This is a genomic window from uncultured Helcococcus sp., from assembly GCF_946998255.1.
Classification (GTDB): Bacteria; Bacillota; Clostridia; order Tissierellales; family Peptoniphilaceae; genus Helcococcus.
On record NZ_CAMPYN010000028.1, the window covers coordinates 1 to 15929 of the forward strand.

Genomic DNA, 15929 nt, shown 5'->3' on the forward strand with positions numbered 1-15929 from the left:
TTTTAAGTTTCCTCGTCTTTTTTGTGTTTGGGACTTATGCAACAGCCCCTTTTATCTTCATCAATTTTATGGTAGCCACTAGGCTTATCATCTAAATCAACCATTACTGTAGTGAAATTAGTATAGTAAACCATACCAGGTTTAGCTCCCTTGGCCTTGTTTACATTTTTCTTTTCTGTATAATCGACATCTATATATTTATCATTTGAATTTTTAGAATAGTAGGCTGCCAAGTAGGCCGCTATTTCAAATTCATAATCTTCAAATTCTTGGCCCTTTCTTAAGATTACATGAGAGCCAGGTAAGTCTTTTATGTGGAAGAAAACATCTTCTTGATTTGCAATTCTTAAGGTAATTTCTTCGTTTTGTTTGTTATTCTTACCTACATATATTAGATTGTTGTTATCAGTTTTAAATCTTAAATAAGGGTGTTTATTAGAAGTTGATTTTTTCTTCTTTTTCTTATTTTTGGATTTTATTAGACCCTGGCTAGACATCTCATCCTTTATATCATCTATATCCCCAGCATCGTCAGCGTGATTTACTTGAGTAGCCAAGGATTTTAGATATGATATATCTTCTTTTAAGTGAGGGATAGTGGATTCTAAAATCTTTTTTCTCTTAGAAAGTTTTTTAGAAATTTTATAGTAATGCTCAATATTTTCCCAAGGACTCTTACTTATATCTAAAGCAATTTCAACTTCTTCATTATTTTCATAATTTGTAGCTATTATACTTTCCTGCCCCTTTTTTATAGTGTGGGCAACCATTGATAAAAGATCACCCTTGATCCTATAATCATCATGGGTTAGGGAATCCTTATATTCTTCTTCTAAGATGTGCAATTTTTTCACATCCTTGGATACTTGATTGTTTAATATATTTATTAGATTTGCCTTGGCCTGGTTTAAGCTATTGTCATCTACCTTATTTGAACTATAGGTATCTATTGCTTCACTGATTGAATCAAGTACTTTATAGTTATCAGCCTTGTGTTCAAGTTTAATAGGGTAATAGTCAATATCTTGACTATCATAATCATACAAGTAATAAGTAAAATCTTGGTCAATTATCTGCTTACTAATGTTTAAGAAATTATTATTTAAGCCTTCTTTCTCCTTATCGCTTAAACTTGCATAGGATCTTGAAGGATCAATATATGACCTAAAGGCTATTTCTTGACCAATTTGTGGTCCAAAACCAGTAAAGGTCATATAAAATATTTTTTTTACATTAAAATTTTTGTCTATATCTAGATCTTCTAGATTCACTAAACCATCTAAAATATTATATTTACTATCTTCTAATAGGTTAAATTTTGTGCCTGGATAAACTGCTCTAAGACTAGACATCTCATGGGAGATTCTCTTTATAGATTCTAAGACCTTGTTATTTTCATCTGTTAAAACTAGGTTGGAATGTTTGCCCATGATATCCACAAATACTTTTTTCTCTTCCAATATACCAAGTTCATTCTTACCACTTACCTTGATTATAATTGTCCTATCTAAGCCATTTTGCTCAATAGATAATATACTTGCATTTTGTAGGTGCTTTCTCATAATCATAGTAAATTGAGTAGCCTGTTTTGGTGTTTCATATTGGGACTTGGTCAAATGTATCCTTGCATTTTGAGGATTTGTCGATACCAGTAATTTATAGTTTTCTTTGTTATAAATATTAAATAATACTAGGTGGGGATTTATTTGATAGATTTTTTGAATCCTTCCACCGATTAATTTTTCATTTAGCTCCTTAGTTAGAGCTCTCATTGTTATACCATCTAAAGCCATATTAACTCCTTTAGAATATTATAACACAGGATATATTACTTTTTTGTAATATTTGATTGAATTAAATACATATAGTGATAGAATAGTTATAAGAGGTGAATATGATTAAATCAATGACAGGGTTTGGTAAAACCCATTTTTTGAATGAAGAATTAAATTTTGATCTTGAAGTTAAAACTGTCAATTCAAGATTTTTAGATATTAATGTTAGGATGCCTTATCAACTAAACTTTTTAGAGGATAAGATTAATAAGTTGATAAAGAAATATATCAGCAGGGGGCGTGTAGATATCTTTATCAGGTCTAAAAATAAGTCTATAGGCAATACTGCTATAAAAGTTAACCTTGATTTAGCTAAAGATATGGGAGAGAAACTTAAAGTAATAGCTGACCAGGCAGGTATATCTAAAGAGCGGATTAACCTAAGTGATATATTGAGAAACGAAGATGTCCTAGTTTTTGAACCTGAAGAATTAGACGATGATTTTCTAGCAACAATAGTTTTGGGGCAATTGGAAGAAGTATTAAAAGAACTAGTTGAGATGAGAAAGGAAGAAGGTAAAAACCTTCATAAGGATCTAAGCTCAAATCTAAAGGACCTTAAAGAAAATCTTGATAAGGTTAAAGACTTGGCTACAGATATAAAACAAGAAATCAAAGATAAGTTATACAAATCTATTAGTGAAAATATTGATTCTAAATTAGTAGATGAGGATAGACTAGCAGCCGAAATTGTTTACTATGCTGACAAGCAAGATATAAATGAAGAAATTACTAGACTATATTCCCATATAGACCAATTCAATAAATATCTTGAAGCGGAGGGTCCTATTGGTAAAAAACTTGATTTCATAAGTCAAGAGATGCTTAGAGAAACAAATACTATAGCTTCTAAATCACAAAAGATTGAACTTATCAATACAACAATTGAAATGAAAACTATAATAGAAAAGATAAAAGAACAGGTGCAAAATATAGAATAGGAGGGAATATGGATGGCTTTTTATTAGTTTTATCTGGTCCTACAGCAGCAGGCAAGGGAACACTAGTAAAGGAACTCTTAAAAAGAAGAGACGATATTGTTCTATCTATTTCAGTAACTACCAGATATAAAAGAGAAAATGAACAAGACTCAGTAGATTACTTCTTCAAGAGTAAAGAAGAATTCCAAGACTTGATTAAAAATAATAAATTACTAGAGTATGCAAATGTACATGGAAACTATTATGGGACACCTAAACAATTTGTAGAAGAAAAGATAAAAGAGGGTAAGATTGTATTATTAGAAATAGATGTCCAAGGTGGGTCTCAAGTTAGACAAAACTTTGAAGATGATGCCTTATCAATTTTTGTACTACCTCCTAAAAAGTCGGATATTGAAAAAAGATTGAGACATAGGGGGACAGAATCCGAAGAAAATATTAAAACCAGACTGGAAACAGCTGAGAAAGAATTAGAACAAATCAAATATTATGATTATTATTTAATCAATGATTATGTAGATAAAGCAACTGATAGATTAGAAGAAATTATAGAAGAAGAAAGAGAAAGAAGGAGTAAATTATGATAAACCCATCATTTAAAGAATTAGAAAAAATAAGTCCATCAAGATATGAAATAGCTATGTTGACAGCTAAGAGAGCAAAGCAACTTATAGATGGAGAAAAAACTTTAGTATCAACAAAAAGAAAAAGTCCTGTTACAAAGGCTTTAGACGAAATTATGGAAGGAAAAGTAGTGAAGTCTACAAAAAGCACACCAGTAAAAGAGGACTAGTATGTTAAAGGGTAAAAAAATATTAATAGGTGTTTCAAGTGGAATAGCCATATACAAGGTCCTATCACTTATTTCAAGCCTTAGGAAATTAGGGGCAGATGTAGAAGTAATCATGACTGAATCAGCAACTAAGTTTATAAACCCTATTACCTTCGAAACCATGTCTGACAACAAAGTATATACAGATATGTGGGTTCATCCAGATAAAGTTCTACACATAGATATAACAAACGATGTAGACCTATTTTTAGTTGCTCCTGCAACAGCCAATACAGTAGCTAAGGTAGCGACAGGGATTGCAGACAACCTACTAACTACAGCTATTTTAGCTTCTAAAGCTCCTGTAGCCTTTGCCATATCAACAAATACTAATATGTTGTTAAATCCTATTACTCAAAAAAATATAGAATTTTTACAAGGCTTAGGCTATGACTTTATTGATTCCAATGAAGGCCAGCTTGCCTGCAATACTGTTGGTAAGGGAAGAATGGCTGAGCCAAATGAAATTATAGAATATATAGAATATAAATTGACTGAAAAAGACTTGCTGGGTAAAAATATATTGGTTACTTCAGGACCTACAAAAACTAAACTAGATCCTGTAAGATTTTTGACCAATAATTCCTCAGGTAAAATGGGCTATGCCTTAGCCAAGGCAGCAAGAAATAGAGGAGCAAATGTTAGCTTGGTACAAGGAGCAGTTAAAACACCTGAGCTTTATATGGTTAATAATATCCATGTAGAAACTAACCAAGATATGTTAGATAGTATTGATAAAGAATTTGATAATTTAGATGCCTTAATCATGGCTGCAGCTCCTGTTGATTATGAATTTGTTAATACTTCAAATAGTAAAATCAAAAAAAGTGACCAAAATGTAAACTTTGAATTGACTAAAAGTATAGATATATTAAAATACTTTGGTCAAAAGAAAGATAAACAATACTTGATTGGTTTTGCTGCAGAAACTGATGATTTAATTGAAAATGCACAAGGAAAATTAAAAAATAAAAATCTAGACCTTATAGTTGCTAATGATGTAAGTAAGGAAGGTGCTGGATTTAATTATGATACAAATATTGCCACTTTAATTACTTCAAAAGAAAACACTAGCTTGGATATCATGACCAAGGATGAATTGGCTAATAAGATTTTAGATGAAATGGTGAAAAATGTTTTATAAGCTTATAGTAAAATCAAAAACTTCATTTTTAGATAGGTTATTTACCTATGCATCTGATGAAAAGTTAGAATTAGGTACTAGGGTTATAGTACCTTTTGGTAATGCAGATGTAAAAAGAATAGGCATAGTTGTCGAAGAGATTAAGGGAAAACCAGATTTTCCAGCTAAAAAAATTACAGAAGTTTTGGATTCTAAACCTCTTATATCTAAAGAGTTATTAGATATAGCCTTATATATGATTAAAAATAATTTGTCTGATTACTCTTCAGCTATAAATACAGTATTACCACCAGGTTCTGCTGACAAGGTAAAAGAGTTTTTTAGATCTAAAGAATCATTAAAACCTATAGATGAAGACTTATACAATTTTTTATCCGACTATAAAACATTTGAAGATATTGAAAAAGAATTTCCAGGAAAGTATAAGAAATCAGAAATAAGTGATTTGAGTAAAAAAAATTATTTAAAATCTTATATTTCCTTAATGGGTAAATCAAGCATTAAATATAAAGAAACTGTATATTTGCTTGATAATGACTACGATGACAAGATAAGAAAAAATTCCCATAAACAAAAAGCTATATTAGATTATTTACAAGACCAAGGACCAGCAGATAAAAAAGTTTTATTAGGAAAAACAAAAACAAGTACAGCAAGCCTAAATTCTTTACTAGAAAAGGACCTTATTACTATAAAAAAAGAAAAAGTTTATAGGAATGTTCTTGATAAGGTAGAAGATTTTAAAAAGATAAAATTGAATCTTGACCAAGAGAGGGTGTACAAAGAGATTCTAAATAGTGAGGATGACACTTTTCTTTTACATGGGGTAACCGGATCTGGTAAAACGGAAATATACTTACAACTTGTAGAAAAGTGTATTAATGATGGTAAAGAAGCTATTATCTTAGTTCCTGAAATCTCACTTACACCACAGACAATTGCAAGGTTTCAAGGTAGGTTTGGGAATCAAATAGCAGTCCTTCATTCAAAGCTAACACTTTCAGAAAGGGCTGACCAATGGAGAATGATAAAAAATAAAGAAGTAAAAATTGTAATTGGAGCTAGATCAGCAATTTTTGCTCCCTTTGAGAATATTGGTTTAATAGTGATTGACGAAGAACATGAAGATTCATACAAATCAGATAAAAATCCTAAATACTCTGCAATAGAAATAGCAAAATTACGTGTAAAATATCATAAGGCTAAGCTTTTATTAGCTAGTGCAACACCATCAGTGAAATCATACTATGAAGCAGAACAAGGTAAGATAAGATTATTAGAATTGAAAAATAGGGTGAATAATCTTGCCATGCCTAATATTGAAATTGTAGACATGAGAGAAGAATTAAAGAAGAATAATTTCAGCATGTTTTCACTTGACCTACAAGATAAGATTGAAAAAGCTTTAGCAAATAAAGAACAAATAATTTTGTTCTTAAATAAGAGAGGATATTCATCCTTTGTATTTTGTAGAAAATGCGGATATGTCCACAAGTGTGAAGCTTGTGATGTTGCAATGACTTACCATATGTCAAAAGAAAGACTTATTTGTCATTACTGTGGTAGGACAGCACGAAAACAAAAAAGATGTATAAATTGCGGCTCCACTTGGATAAAGGAATTTGGAGCAGGTACAGAGATGTTAGAAATGGAAACAAAAAAGATGTTTCCTCATGCTAGAGTTAAAAGGATGGATGCAGATACTACATCGAAAAAAGATGATTATGAAGAAGTTTATAGGCAAATGAATGATCATGAAATTGATATACTCATAGGTACTCAAATGCTAGCTAAAGGCTTGGACTTTCCAAATGTTTCTGTGGTTGGTATTATTTCAGCAGATGTAAGTTTAAACATACCTGATTTTAGGTCTGGTGAAAAGACCTTTAATCTTATTACCCAAGTTGCCGGGAGGTCAGGTAGAGGGAATGTTGGTGGTAATGTTTTGATACAAACCTACAATGCAAGTCATTATGCTATAAAAAATGCAGCTGACCACAATTATAAGAAATATTATGAGGAAGAGATAACTTCTAGGAAGACCTTCCATTACCCACCATATGTAAAGATTTTAAATATAAATATATCATCTAAAGATAGGTTTTATGCAATAAACTTTGGAAGGAAAATAGCACAAAAGACAAACGAATTTGTAAGAGAAAAATCTGCAGACATTATTGAAATAACTGGACCAACACCTAGTTTGATTGAAAAAATTAATAACAGATATAGGTTTGATATTATTATAAAATCTTACAATAAGAGTGATTTAATAAATCTTGCAAACGAACTAAGAAATTTTAAAGACCAAAAAGTGTATGTTAATTTTAAATTGGAGGAGGATTAATGAGTTTAAGAGTAGTTAGACTAGTGCCAGATGAAATATTAAATAAAAAAGCCAGACCTGTAAAAAAGATTGATGACAGAACCAAGCAACTTTTAAAAGATATGGTAAATACAATGCGAGAAAATAATGGTATTGGATTGGCAGGTCCCCAAGTTGGAGTTTTAAGAAGATTATTTGTTATAGATCTTGGAGAAGACCAAGTTTATAAAGTAATCAATCCAGAAATTTTAGAAAGAAAAGGCAGTGATATTGACATAGAAGGATGCCTATCTATACCTAATTTCCAAGGAACTGTCGAAAGAGCAGAATGGATTAAGGCTAAATATACAGACGAAAATGGCCAAGAACAAATTATAGAAGCTGATGGACTTTTAGCTAAATGCTTCCAACATGAATACGACCATTTAGATGGAATATTGATCACATCTAAATATATTGAAGAAGTTACAGATGATAATATAGAAGAGATTCGAGAAAGATTAGCCAAAGATAAAACCGAAGATCATACTGAAGAATAGGAGGCAAGATGACTAAAAAGATAGTATTTATGGGGACACCAGAATTTGCTGTTAATTCCCTAGAAGCCTTAAATGAGGATCCAAATATATCAGTTGAAATGGTGATTACTGGTAAAGACAAGATAAGGGGGAGAAATAAGCTCTTACCAACTAAGGTAAAAGAAAAAGCCTTAGAATTAGGTATAAAATCCTATGAACCAGACAATGTCAATTCAAAAGATTCTTTAGAATTAATTAATTCTATAAATCCAGATTTTATTGTTGTAGTAGCCTATGGGCAAATGATTGGTGACCAGCTTTTAGAAACTTACAAAGATAGGATTATAAACATTCATTCCTCAATATTACCTAAATATAGGGGAGCAGCTCCTATGCAATGGGCAATATTGAATAAAGATAGTGAAACAGGTGTATCTACCATGCTTATTGAAAAATCAATGGATACAGGTGACGTATTAGATATTGCATATATGGACCTTACACCTGAAACTTCTATAAATGAAGTCCATGATCAATTATCTTTACTATCAAGACAATTAATAGTTGATACTATAAATAATTATGATGACTTATATGCTAATAGGACTAAGCAAGACCATAGTCAAGCAAGCTATTCAAAAAAAATTACCAAGGAAATGGGACATATAAAATTTGATGAAAAAGCCGAAGATATTCAAGCTAAAATAATGGCATTTTCTTCCTGGCCATCAACTTATGTAGTATATAAAGACGAAAAAGTAAAAATACATAAGATTAACATAATTGATAAGTATACTAACGATGAGATAGGTAAAATATTTGCTTGTGATGATCAAGCAATATATGTAAATTGTGTAGATAAATGTATTGCTATAAAAGAAATACAATTTCCAGGTAAAAGAAGGATGTCTATTGAAGACTACTTAAGGGGAAATAGTATAGAAATAGGTATACATTTACAATAGGAGGAAATATGTATTATATATTACTAATGATTATGATGGGTGTTTCTATGTTAGCATCTGCCAAAGTATCCAGTAACTATGCTAAATATTCCCGAGTTAGATCAAGTTCTGGTTTAACTGGAGAGCAAGCTGCAAGAAAAATTCTAGAACAAAATGGCATTTATGATGTAGATATACAACCAATAAATGGACACTTAACTGACCATTATGATCCAAGAGACAAAACTATAAGACTTTCAGAAAATGTTTATGGCTCAGATTCAGTATCTGCTGTATCTATAGCAGCTCACGAGGTAGGCCATGCTATACAAGATAATGAAGGTTATGCATTCTTAAGATTTAGGTCAGCTTTAGTACCAGTAGTTAACTTTACGTCAAGGTTTACCTTTATTTTAATTATGTTAGGTTTATTCTTAAATATAGTAAGACTTGTAGACCTAGGTATTATATTATTCTCAGCTTCAGTACTGTTCCACGTGGTGACCCTTCCTGTTGAATTTGATGCAAGTAATAGGGCCATGAAACATTTGGAAAATTATAGTATAATAAGCAGTGAAGAAAAAACAGGGACTAAAAAAGTTTTAGGTGCAGCAGCAATGACATATGTAGCATCTACTTTAGTTTCCGTAATACAGCTACTTAGATTTATGTCTATGAGAAATAATAGAAATTAATAATGGACAATATCTTAGCGGATATTGTCTTTTTTATTTTGGAGGTTGTTATTAAAGCGAGAAGACAGGCTGTTTATGCCTTGGATAAGATATTAAACCAAGACCAATATTCAACAGAAATAATAAATGACTTAGTTGATAAGGTAGTTGAGATTGACAGGGCCCTATTTAGAAAACTTGTTTATGGTGTAGTAGAAAATCTTTACTATATTGATTATATGATAGGAAAGCTTTCAAAGATAAAGCTAAATAAATTAGATAAAAATGTATTAAATATTTTAAGAATTGCTGTGTATGAATTAGCGTTTTTAGAAAGTAAGCCATACGCTGTTATAAATGAAGCAGTTAATTTATGTAAAAAATTTAGTTTTAAATCGAAGGGTTTTGTAAATGGAGTTTTAAGAAACCTAGATAGAAACAAAGAAAAAATTATGGAAATAGAGGAAAAGGGAGATAAATACTTATCTATAAAATATTCTACCAATATGGATATTATCAAATATTTAAAAGATAACTATTCTAACTATGAGGAAATAGTTGAATCTTTCTCTGACCAAGCAGATTTCACTATCAGGGTAAATACTTATTTAATAAGTAAGGAAGACTTAAAAACAGAACTTGAAAAACTGGAGTTTAAAATTGCTGAATCAAGCTTAAGCCCAGATGCTTTACTGGTAGAAAATCCAAATGGAATAGTTGATACAGAAGAGTTTAATAAAGGATATTTTACTATCCAAGATCAAGCAAGTATTTTAGTGGGAAATGTAGTTAATCCAAAGGAAAATTCAAAAGTATTGGACCTATGTGCAGCACCAGGTTCAAAATCAACTCACCTGGCTCAAATCATGAAAAATACTGGAGAAGTTTTAGCTAACGATATATCCACAAGTAAAAATGATAAAATTATAGAAAATTTCCAAAGACTTAAATTAACAAATTACAACTTAAAAAATTATGATGCAAGTAAGAATGTAGAAGAATTTAAAAATAAATTTGATTATGTACTTGTAGATGCACCTTGCTCTGGTCTAGGAGTTATTAAAAGAAAACCTGAAATTAAATTATACAGGACTTATGAAGATATAAAGAGTATAGCAAGTATTCAAAAAGAAATATTGGATAGGGCTTATTCATATGTAAAAAAAGGTGGAGATATAATATATTCAACTTGTACAATTGGGAGATTAGAAAATCAAGATATTATAGGTGATTTCATAAATAGATATTCAGATATTAAAATCGTTCCTATTGATGGAAATGATTATAAAGAAATATTACCTAATAAAAGTAGTGATGGTTTTTACATGTGCAAAATGACTAAAAAACTATAATTATGCTATAATATTTTATATAAAAAATTATGCGAGAGTTTTATGGAATATTTTACAATTACCGATAGGGGAAGAGTTAGAAAAAACAATGAAGATAACTACTATAGTCAATCGACAAGGGAGTTTTCTTTATTCATAATATGTGATGGTATGGGAGGACACAATGCAGGAGAAGTTGCTTCTATGCTTGCTTGCGATATCATATCCACAAATATAGTGAAAAATATTCATGATACCGATCCAGAAGACATGTTTGATCTAATTGCTGAATCAGTAAAGCTTGCGCATAATAAGATTGTGAAAGATTCTTTAGAAGATCAAAGTCGCTCTAGTATGGGAACAACCATGGTCTTAAGTTTGATAGTCGATGATACCTTATATTTTGCGAATGTAGGGGACAGTCGATTATATATATATAATGAAAATGGTCTTGTACAACTAACTAGAGACCACTCCTTTGTTCAAGAGCTTTTAGATTCAGGAGCGATTACTGAGGAAGAAGCTGCTTTTTATCCTAGAAATCAGATAACAAGCGCTCTAGGTTCAGTTGACAATTATAAAATTGATATCAAAAAGCAAAAGTTGAAATATGGTGACCTTATTTTAATGGCAAGCGATGGTCTTACAGATATGATAGATGATGAAGATATAGAAGATGTATTAGTAAATGGATACAATGTAAGAGAATCATGCGATATATTAAAGTATATGGCTAATTCAACTGGAGGTAAAGATAATATAACTATAACAATAGCAAAGTTAATTGAGGAAAATCATGATTGGTATAATATTAAATAACAGATATAAAATAAATAAAATAATTGGTAAAGGCGGAATGGCCATAGTTTATGATGGATATGATACTGTCCTATCAAGAAATGTTGCTATTAAAATTTTGAAGGATACACACTTAGATGAGGATGACAAAAACTTTATCAATAGTTTAAGACTAGAAGCTTCTGCATCAGCATCTTTAGCCGATGACAATATAGTTTCTATATATGATGCTGGGACTACTGAACTGGATGGAAATCCAATTGAATATATAGTCATGGAAAAAATTGACGGTAATAATCTAAAAGATGTCATAAAAAATGAAGCCCCATTAGATTCAGATAGGGTATTGAAATATGGACTGCAAATAACAAAAGCCTTACAAACAGCTCATATTGAGGGGATTATCCATAGGGACATCAAACCGGCAAATATTTTATTAACAAAGGATGACAAGGTAAAGGTCGCAGATTTTGGCATAGCTCATGTTTCAAATGAAGCTACAATTACTTATACATCATCAATATTGGGTACAGTTCATTATATTTCACCAGAGCAAGCCAAGGGTCAAAATATAGATGCAAGGTCAGATTTATATTCTTTAGGTGTAGTCTTATATGAGCTAGCAACTAGAAGAGTGCCTTTTGATGGAGATAGTCCAGTAAGTATTGCAGTTATGCATATACAAGAGGAAGCTGAACCAATAGAAGATATCAATCCTGATTTTAATCCTGATTTGATTGCTGTAATCAATAAATTAATGGAAAAAAATCCTGAAGACAGATATAAAACAGCAAGCAATCTACTAATAGACTTAAATCAAATAAAAAATGGCAGTAGGCCAGAAAGTTTTGTTTCTAGCTTAGATAAATCAGAATTAAGAGAAACAAAGAAACAAGATTTTAATTTAGGTAAAAATTTAACCAAAGCTAAATATGAATCAAGGAAAGAAGTAGTTGAAGATAATAAATTTAATCCTAAAAAAACATTACTAATAGTTGCCTTGACTATTCTTTTATCGGTAGCTGCTATTTTTGGAATAAAAGCACTAATTGATAATTATATAAGTAATAGCCAAACTAGTGAAATTGTTACTGTTCCTAGTGTTATAGATTTGCCAGAAGATGAAGCTGTTACAAGACTTGAAGAACTTGGTTTAGTAGTAAATATTAAAGAAAGAGTTTTTGATAAGAATGTAGCTAAAGGAAATGTTATTTCACAATCATTCCAAGCACAGAGAGAAGTGGATAGAGGAAGTACAATAGACCTAGTTATAAGTAAGGGTAAAGAACATATATCTATGCCAAATGTAATGGGATTAAGCAAAGAAAATGCTGAATCTATACTTTCTAAGAATGGATTAGAAATTGCAAATATTTTAGAAGAAGAATCTGATGAACCAAAGGGAAGTGTGATTAGACAAAATCCTAAACCTGGAGATGAAGTTGAATTAGCAGCTAAAATTGATTTAATCATTTCATCTGGACCTAAGCAACCTGAATTAATTACTGTTCCTGATGTTTTAGATAATTATGAACATGAGGCAAATTCAAAACTATTCGAAGCGGGATTAAAAGTAGGACCTTCTAAAAAAGTATTTAGTAATAAAGCAGAAGATGTTGTTGTAAGCCAGTCTATTAAAGCTGGTGACAAGGTTGCTGAAGGTACTGAAATTATTTTAGAAATAAGCAAGGGCCCTCAACAAGAGACAACTAATGAAGAAGTTGAAAGCAAAGAAAAGCAATATGTTTTTAACTTAAGTTTGCCTGTAGATGCACAAGATCCTGTAAATGTTAAAATTGTAAATCAAGTAACCGGTGAAACTGTGTATAACAAAAACTTAAATAAATCTGATGCTGATGAGAATGGATTTATAAAAGTTTCAATAGTAGATATAGAAAATTCGACTTACAAAGTTTTATTTAATAATAAAGAGGCAGATATTTCATATGAATAAAATTGGAATAATTATAAAGTCACAAAAAGAATTGTATTTTGTTTCATCCGAAGGAAGAGAATACATGTGTAAGGCCAGGGGAGTATTTAGAGATAAAAATATTAAACCCCTAGTTGGAGATAAGGTAAAGATACAAGTTTTAGATGATGATAATGCCTATATTGAAGAAGTCTTTGATAGAAAAAACTTTTTAATTAGACCATCTATAGCTAATATCGATCAAATACTATTAGTATCAAGTTTAGCTAGTCCAAAGTTAAATTATACAATTCTTGATAAATACTTACTAATGTTAGAGCATTTTTCAATAGATGTAAAAATAATAATTAATAAGATAGAGTTAGCAAGTGAAGAAGAGATAAATAAATTCAAGGAAATTTATGAAAAAACACCATATGATTTTTACTTTACATCTGCTGCAGATGGGCAAGGCATACATGAAGTTGAGGATTTATTAAAAAATAAAATTTCAGCCTTTGCTGGACCATCTGGAGTCGGTAAGTCTAGTTTATTAAATTTGTTTTCAGAAGACTTTAATGCTGAAACTGGCAATATAAGTAGAAAAACTTCAAGGGGTAAACACACTACTAGACATGTAGAATTATTCCAGTTAGACTCAAATTCCTTTATATTTGATACACCTGGATTTACAGCTATAGACTTATCCTTTATTGAAGATTATAAAGAAGTGAAAGAATACTTTAGAGATTTTGAACAATATAAAAATTCATGTAAGTTTTCTGATTGCAGCCATATAAATGAACCTTCATGTGCAGTGAAAAAGGCTGTGGAAGAAAATTTGATCAGTAGAAATAGATATGAAAACTATATTTATATAAGCAATGAAATAAAAGACAAAAGGAGATACTAATGAGAGAATTAGCGCCATCACTTTTAGCAGCAAACTTTTATAATCTGAAAGATGATATAGAATTATTAAATAAGAGTCAGGTTAAATATCTTCATATAGATATTATGGACGGATCTTATGTACCTAATATCTCATTTGGTACTGATATAATTAAACAAATTAGAGAAAATACTGATTTGATATTTGACGTCCACCTCATGGTAAATAAACCTGAAAATCAAATTTTAAACTTAAAATATGCGGGTGCAAATATAGTTACATTCCATCCTGAGACTACCGACCACCCCAATAGGGTAGTTAGTGAAATCAAAAAAAATGGAATGAAAGCAGGGATTGTTTTAAATACCCACACCCATGAAAGTGTATTAGAGTATTTAATCCAAGATATTGATTTGATTTTAATAATGACGGTTGTACCTGGTTTTGGTGGCCAACAATTTATGCCAACTATGCTTGAAAAAATTAAAAGAGTAAGGAAAATGATAGATGATTCAGGGAGAGATATCATCTTAGAAGTAGATGGTGGCATTAAAATTAATAATGTTGACCAAGTAATTGAAGCCGGTGCAGACTTATATGTATCAGGATCTGGAGTTTTCAACACAGATGGTATAAGTAACAATGTAGATAAATTTTATGAAATTTTTGGTAAATAAAATTAGAAGATTTGATCTAAGGAGAGGATTCCTTTTATCAAGTCTTCTTTTTCTTTTCTATTTAATTGTTTTATCTTATATTCATAAGACATAGCCATACTTTTGTTTTCGCATTCGTAGGTAAATACGAAAGAAACCGGAAGCCTTGCTCTTGTATACTTAGCACCCTTACCAAGATTATGGATTTTTAACCTTTCATCTAAATCTACTGTATAACCTGTGTAATAGCTATCATCAGCACATTTAACTATATACACATATGCTTTATTTGCTTTCATTTAGTAACCTCTTTATAAGATCATAAGAAAATGCTTTACCGGCCAAATACCTATATACCTTTTGTTGGTCCTTATAGTCTTCTAAATTTTTATTTTTAAACTTCTTATTAAACAAGATCCCTGCATTTACATAATCAATATCTGGATCATATTCTTCAAGATATTTTTCATATAAATCAGGACTAATACCTTTTTCTTTCATCTTAAATTCAGTAAATTTAAGCGAATAGTTTTTAATATTTAAGCAATGATCTAAATAGGCTTTAGCATAATAGTCATCATTAAGAAGTCCAATTTTTTCATAGTGATTTAAGACCTTATCTATAGCTTTAGAATTTTTTATGTCCTTGTACAACCTATCAAAGACCTCTTTTTTTGAACGTAACTTATAGGATATATACCTATCAGCCTTTTTTTTAGCGACTTGATATTCATTTTCATCAATCAAGCTGTTAAATTGGTCGATAGATAATTCCATATCTTTTTTCAAGGATAATTTTTCATAAACTTCATAGGAAATTATGTATATATCCTCATCTATTTTTACATCAAACATAGAAGTTTTTTCATTATATTTTATATTTTCTATAATCATATATACCTCATATTTATGATATATATATTAGAAATTAATGTCAAAGATATTCTTATACAAATGGCTTAAATGCCGATTTATTTGACAATTTAACTAAAAAAATATATACTATTGCAAGTGAAGACGACTAAGGGAGGAATAATGGCAGAATTAAAATTTGAAATAGTTGAAAAACTGGGCGTTCTTTCTACTAAGTCAAACGGGTGGAGAAAAGAACTCAACCTTGTATCTT

The 15929-nt window shown here is 30.3% G+C and carries 16 protein-coding genes; 13 read left to right on the plus strand and 3 right to left on the minus strand.

All coding sequences use genetic code 11. From position 1 onward, the window contains the following. Window positions 1-2: 2 nt before the first annotated feature. Complete coding sequence (locus Q0U66_RS03520; protein WP_297377511.1) at window positions 3-1793, minus strand: NFACT RNA binding domain-containing protein; 1791 nt, start codon at window positions 1791-1793, stop codon at window positions 3-5. 101 nt (window positions 1794-1894) lie between these two features. Here Q0U66_RS03520 and Q0U66_RS03525 point away from each other — a divergent pair, with 101 nt between their 5' ends. From Q0U66_RS03525 to rpe, 13 genes are read left to right on the plus strand one after another with little or no spacing between them, the layout of a single operon-like run. Then, on the plus strand, window positions 1895-2776 hold the full coding sequence (locus Q0U66_RS03525; protein ID WP_297377513.1) for a YicC/YloC family endoribonuclease: 882 nt from the start codon (window positions 1895-1897) through the stop codon (window positions 2774-2776). 8 nt (window positions 2777-2784) lie between these two features. Further along, window positions 2785-3360: a guanylate kinase gene (gene gmk, locus Q0U66_RS03530; protein ID WP_297377515.1), complete on the plus strand. Its 576-nt coding sequence runs from the start codon at window positions 2785-2787 to the stop codon at window positions 3358-3360. Continuing rightward, on the plus strand, window positions 3357-3569 hold the full coding sequence (gene rpoZ, locus Q0U66_RS03535) for a DNA-directed RNA polymerase subunit omega (protein ID WP_297377517.1): 213 nt from the start codon (window positions 3357-3359) through the stop codon (window positions 3567-3569). Before gmk ends, rpoZ begins: the two co-directional genes overlap by 4 nt. Before the next feature lies 1 nt (window position 3570). After that, window positions 3571-4752 carry a bifunctional phosphopantothenoylcysteine decarboxylase/phosphopantothenate--cysteine ligase CoaBC gene (coaBC, locus tag Q0U66_RS03540; RefSeq protein ID WP_297377519.1) on the plus strand — a complete coding sequence of 394 codons (1182 nt, stop codon included), beginning with the start codon at window positions 3571-3573 and terminating at the stop codon, window positions 4750-4752. Next, window positions 4742-7099, plus strand: a complete 2358-nt coding sequence (gene priA, locus Q0U66_RS03545) for a primosomal protein N' (protein ID WP_297377521.1) — start codon at window positions 4742-4744, stop codon at window positions 7097-7099. Before coaBC ends, priA begins: the two co-directional genes overlap by 11 nt. Next, window positions 7099-7617, plus strand: coding sequence for a peptide deformylase (gene def / locus Q0U66_RS03550; RefSeq protein WP_297377523.1), 519 nt, complete (start codon window positions 7099-7101; stop codon window positions 7615-7617). The genes priA and def overlap by 1 nt, the downstream gene beginning before the upstream one ends. An 8-nt stretch (window positions 7618-7625) precedes the next feature. Further along, a complete protein-coding gene (gene fmt, locus Q0U66_RS03555) occupies window positions 7626-8561 on the plus strand; it encodes a methionyl-tRNA formyltransferase (protein ID WP_297377525.1) in 936 nt (311 codons plus the stop codon). An 8-nt stretch (window positions 8562-8569) separates the two neighbouring features. Further along, window positions 8570-9235, plus strand: coding sequence for a zinc metallopeptidase (locus Q0U66_RS03560; protein ID WP_297377527.1), 666 nt, complete (start codon window positions 8570-8572; stop codon window positions 9233-9235). A 38-nt stretch (window positions 9236-9273) separates the two neighbouring features. Continuing rightward, the gene (gene rsmB, locus Q0U66_RS03565) at window positions 9274-10566 is read left to right on the plus strand and encodes a 16S rRNA (cytosine(967)-C(5))-methyltransferase RsmB (protein ID WP_297377529.1); all 1293 of its coding nucleotides are present in this window, start codon (window positions 9274-9276) and stop codon (window positions 10564-10566) included. Window positions 10567-10608: 42 nt separating this feature from the next. Beyond that, complete coding sequence (locus Q0U66_RS03570) at window positions 10609-11364, plus strand: Stp1/IreP family PP2C-type Ser/Thr phosphatase (RefSeq protein WP_297377531.1); 756 nt, start codon at window positions 10609-10611, stop codon at window positions 11362-11364. After that, complete coding sequence (gene pknB, locus Q0U66_RS03575) at window positions 11342-13297, plus strand: Stk1 family PASTA domain-containing Ser/Thr kinase (protein ID WP_297377533.1); 1956 nt, start codon at window positions 11342-11344, stop codon at window positions 13295-13297. The genes Q0U66_RS03570 and pknB overlap by 23 nt, the downstream gene beginning before the upstream one ends. After that, a complete protein-coding gene (gene rsgA / locus Q0U66_RS03580; RefSeq protein ID WP_297377535.1) occupies window positions 13290-14168 on the plus strand; it encodes a ribosome small subunit-dependent GTPase A in 879 nt (292 codons plus the stop codon). Before pknB ends, rsgA begins: the two co-directional genes overlap by 8 nt. Then, window positions 14168-14824 (plus strand): ribulose-phosphate 3-epimerase, encoded by a 657-nt coding sequence (gene rpe / locus Q0U66_RS03585; RefSeq protein WP_297377537.1) that lies wholly within the window; start codon window positions 14168-14170, stop codon window positions 14822-14824. Before rsgA ends, rpe begins: the two co-directional genes overlap by 1 nt. 2 nt (window positions 14825-14826) lie before the next feature. Here rpe and Q0U66_RS03590 read toward each other — a convergent pair whose 3' ends face one another. Beyond that, window positions 14827-15102, minus strand: coding sequence for a GIY-YIG nuclease family protein (locus Q0U66_RS03590; RefSeq protein ID WP_297377540.1), 276 nt, complete (start codon window positions 15100-15102; stop codon window positions 14827-14829). Then, the gene (locus tag Q0U66_RS03595; protein ID WP_297377542.1) at window positions 15089-15697 is read right to left on the minus strand and encodes a RecX family transcriptional regulator; all 609 of its coding nucleotides are present in this window, start codon (window positions 15695-15697) and stop codon (window positions 15089-15091) included. Before Q0U66_RS03595 ends, Q0U66_RS03590 begins: the two co-directional genes overlap by 14 nt. Window positions 15698-15929 lie beyond the last annotated feature (232 nt).

Bases quoted from the DNA above. Each gene is read 5' to 3' on its own strand.
- Q0U66_RS03520 (WP_297377511.1), bottom strand. From the start codon at position 1,793: ATGGCTTTAGATGGTATAACAATGAGAGCTCTAACTAAGGAGCTAAAT.
- Q0U66_RS03525 (WP_297377513.1), top strand. From the start codon at position 1,895: ATGATTAAATCAATGACAGGGTTTGGTAAAACCCATTTTTTGAATGAA.
- gmk (WP_297377515.1), top strand. From the start codon at position 2,785: ATGGATGGCTTTTTATTAGTTTTATCTGGTCCTACAGCAGCAGGCAAG.
- rpoZ (WP_297377517.1), top strand. From the start codon at position 3,357: ATGATAAACCCATCATTTAAAGAATTAGAAAAAATAAGTCCATCAAGA.
- coaBC (WP_297377519.1), top strand. From the start codon at position 3,571: ATGTTAAAGGGTAAAAAAATATTAATAGGTGTTTCAAGTGGAATAGCC.
- priA (WP_297377521.1), top strand. From the start codon at position 4,742: ATGTTTTATAAGCTTATAGTAAAATCAAAAACTTCATTTTTAGATAGG.
- def (WP_297377523.1), top strand. From the start codon at position 7,099: ATGAGTTTAAGAGTAGTTAGACTAGTGCCAGATGAAATATTAAATAAA.
- fmt (WP_297377525.1), top strand. From the start codon at position 7,626: ATGACTAAAAAGATAGTATTTATGGGGACACCAGAATTTGCTGTTAAT.
- Q0U66_RS03560 (WP_297377527.1), top strand. From the start codon at position 8,570: ATGTATTATATATTACTAATGATTATGATGGGTGTTTCTATGTTAGCA.
- Q0U66_RS03570 (WP_297377531.1), top strand. From the start codon at position 10,609: ATGGAATATTTTACAATTACCGATAGGGGAAGAGTTAGAAAAAACAAT.
- pknB (WP_297377533.1), top strand. From the start codon at position 11,342: ATGATTGGTATAATATTAAATAACAGATATAAAATAAATAAAATAATT.
- rsgA (WP_297377535.1), top strand. From the start codon at position 13,290: ATGAATAAAATTGGAATAATTATAAAGTCACAAAAAGAATTGTATTTT.
- rpe (WP_297377537.1), top strand. From the start codon at position 14,168: ATGAGAGAATTAGCGCCATCACTTTTAGCAGCAAACTTTTATAATCTG.
- Q0U66_RS03590 (WP_297377540.1), bottom strand. From the start codon at position 15,102: ATGAAAGCAAATAAAGCATATGTGTATATAGTTAAATGTGCTGATGAT.
- Q0U66_RS03595 (WP_297377542.1), bottom strand. From the start codon at position 15,697: ATGATTATAGAAAATATAAAATATAATGAAAAAACTTCTATGTTTGAT.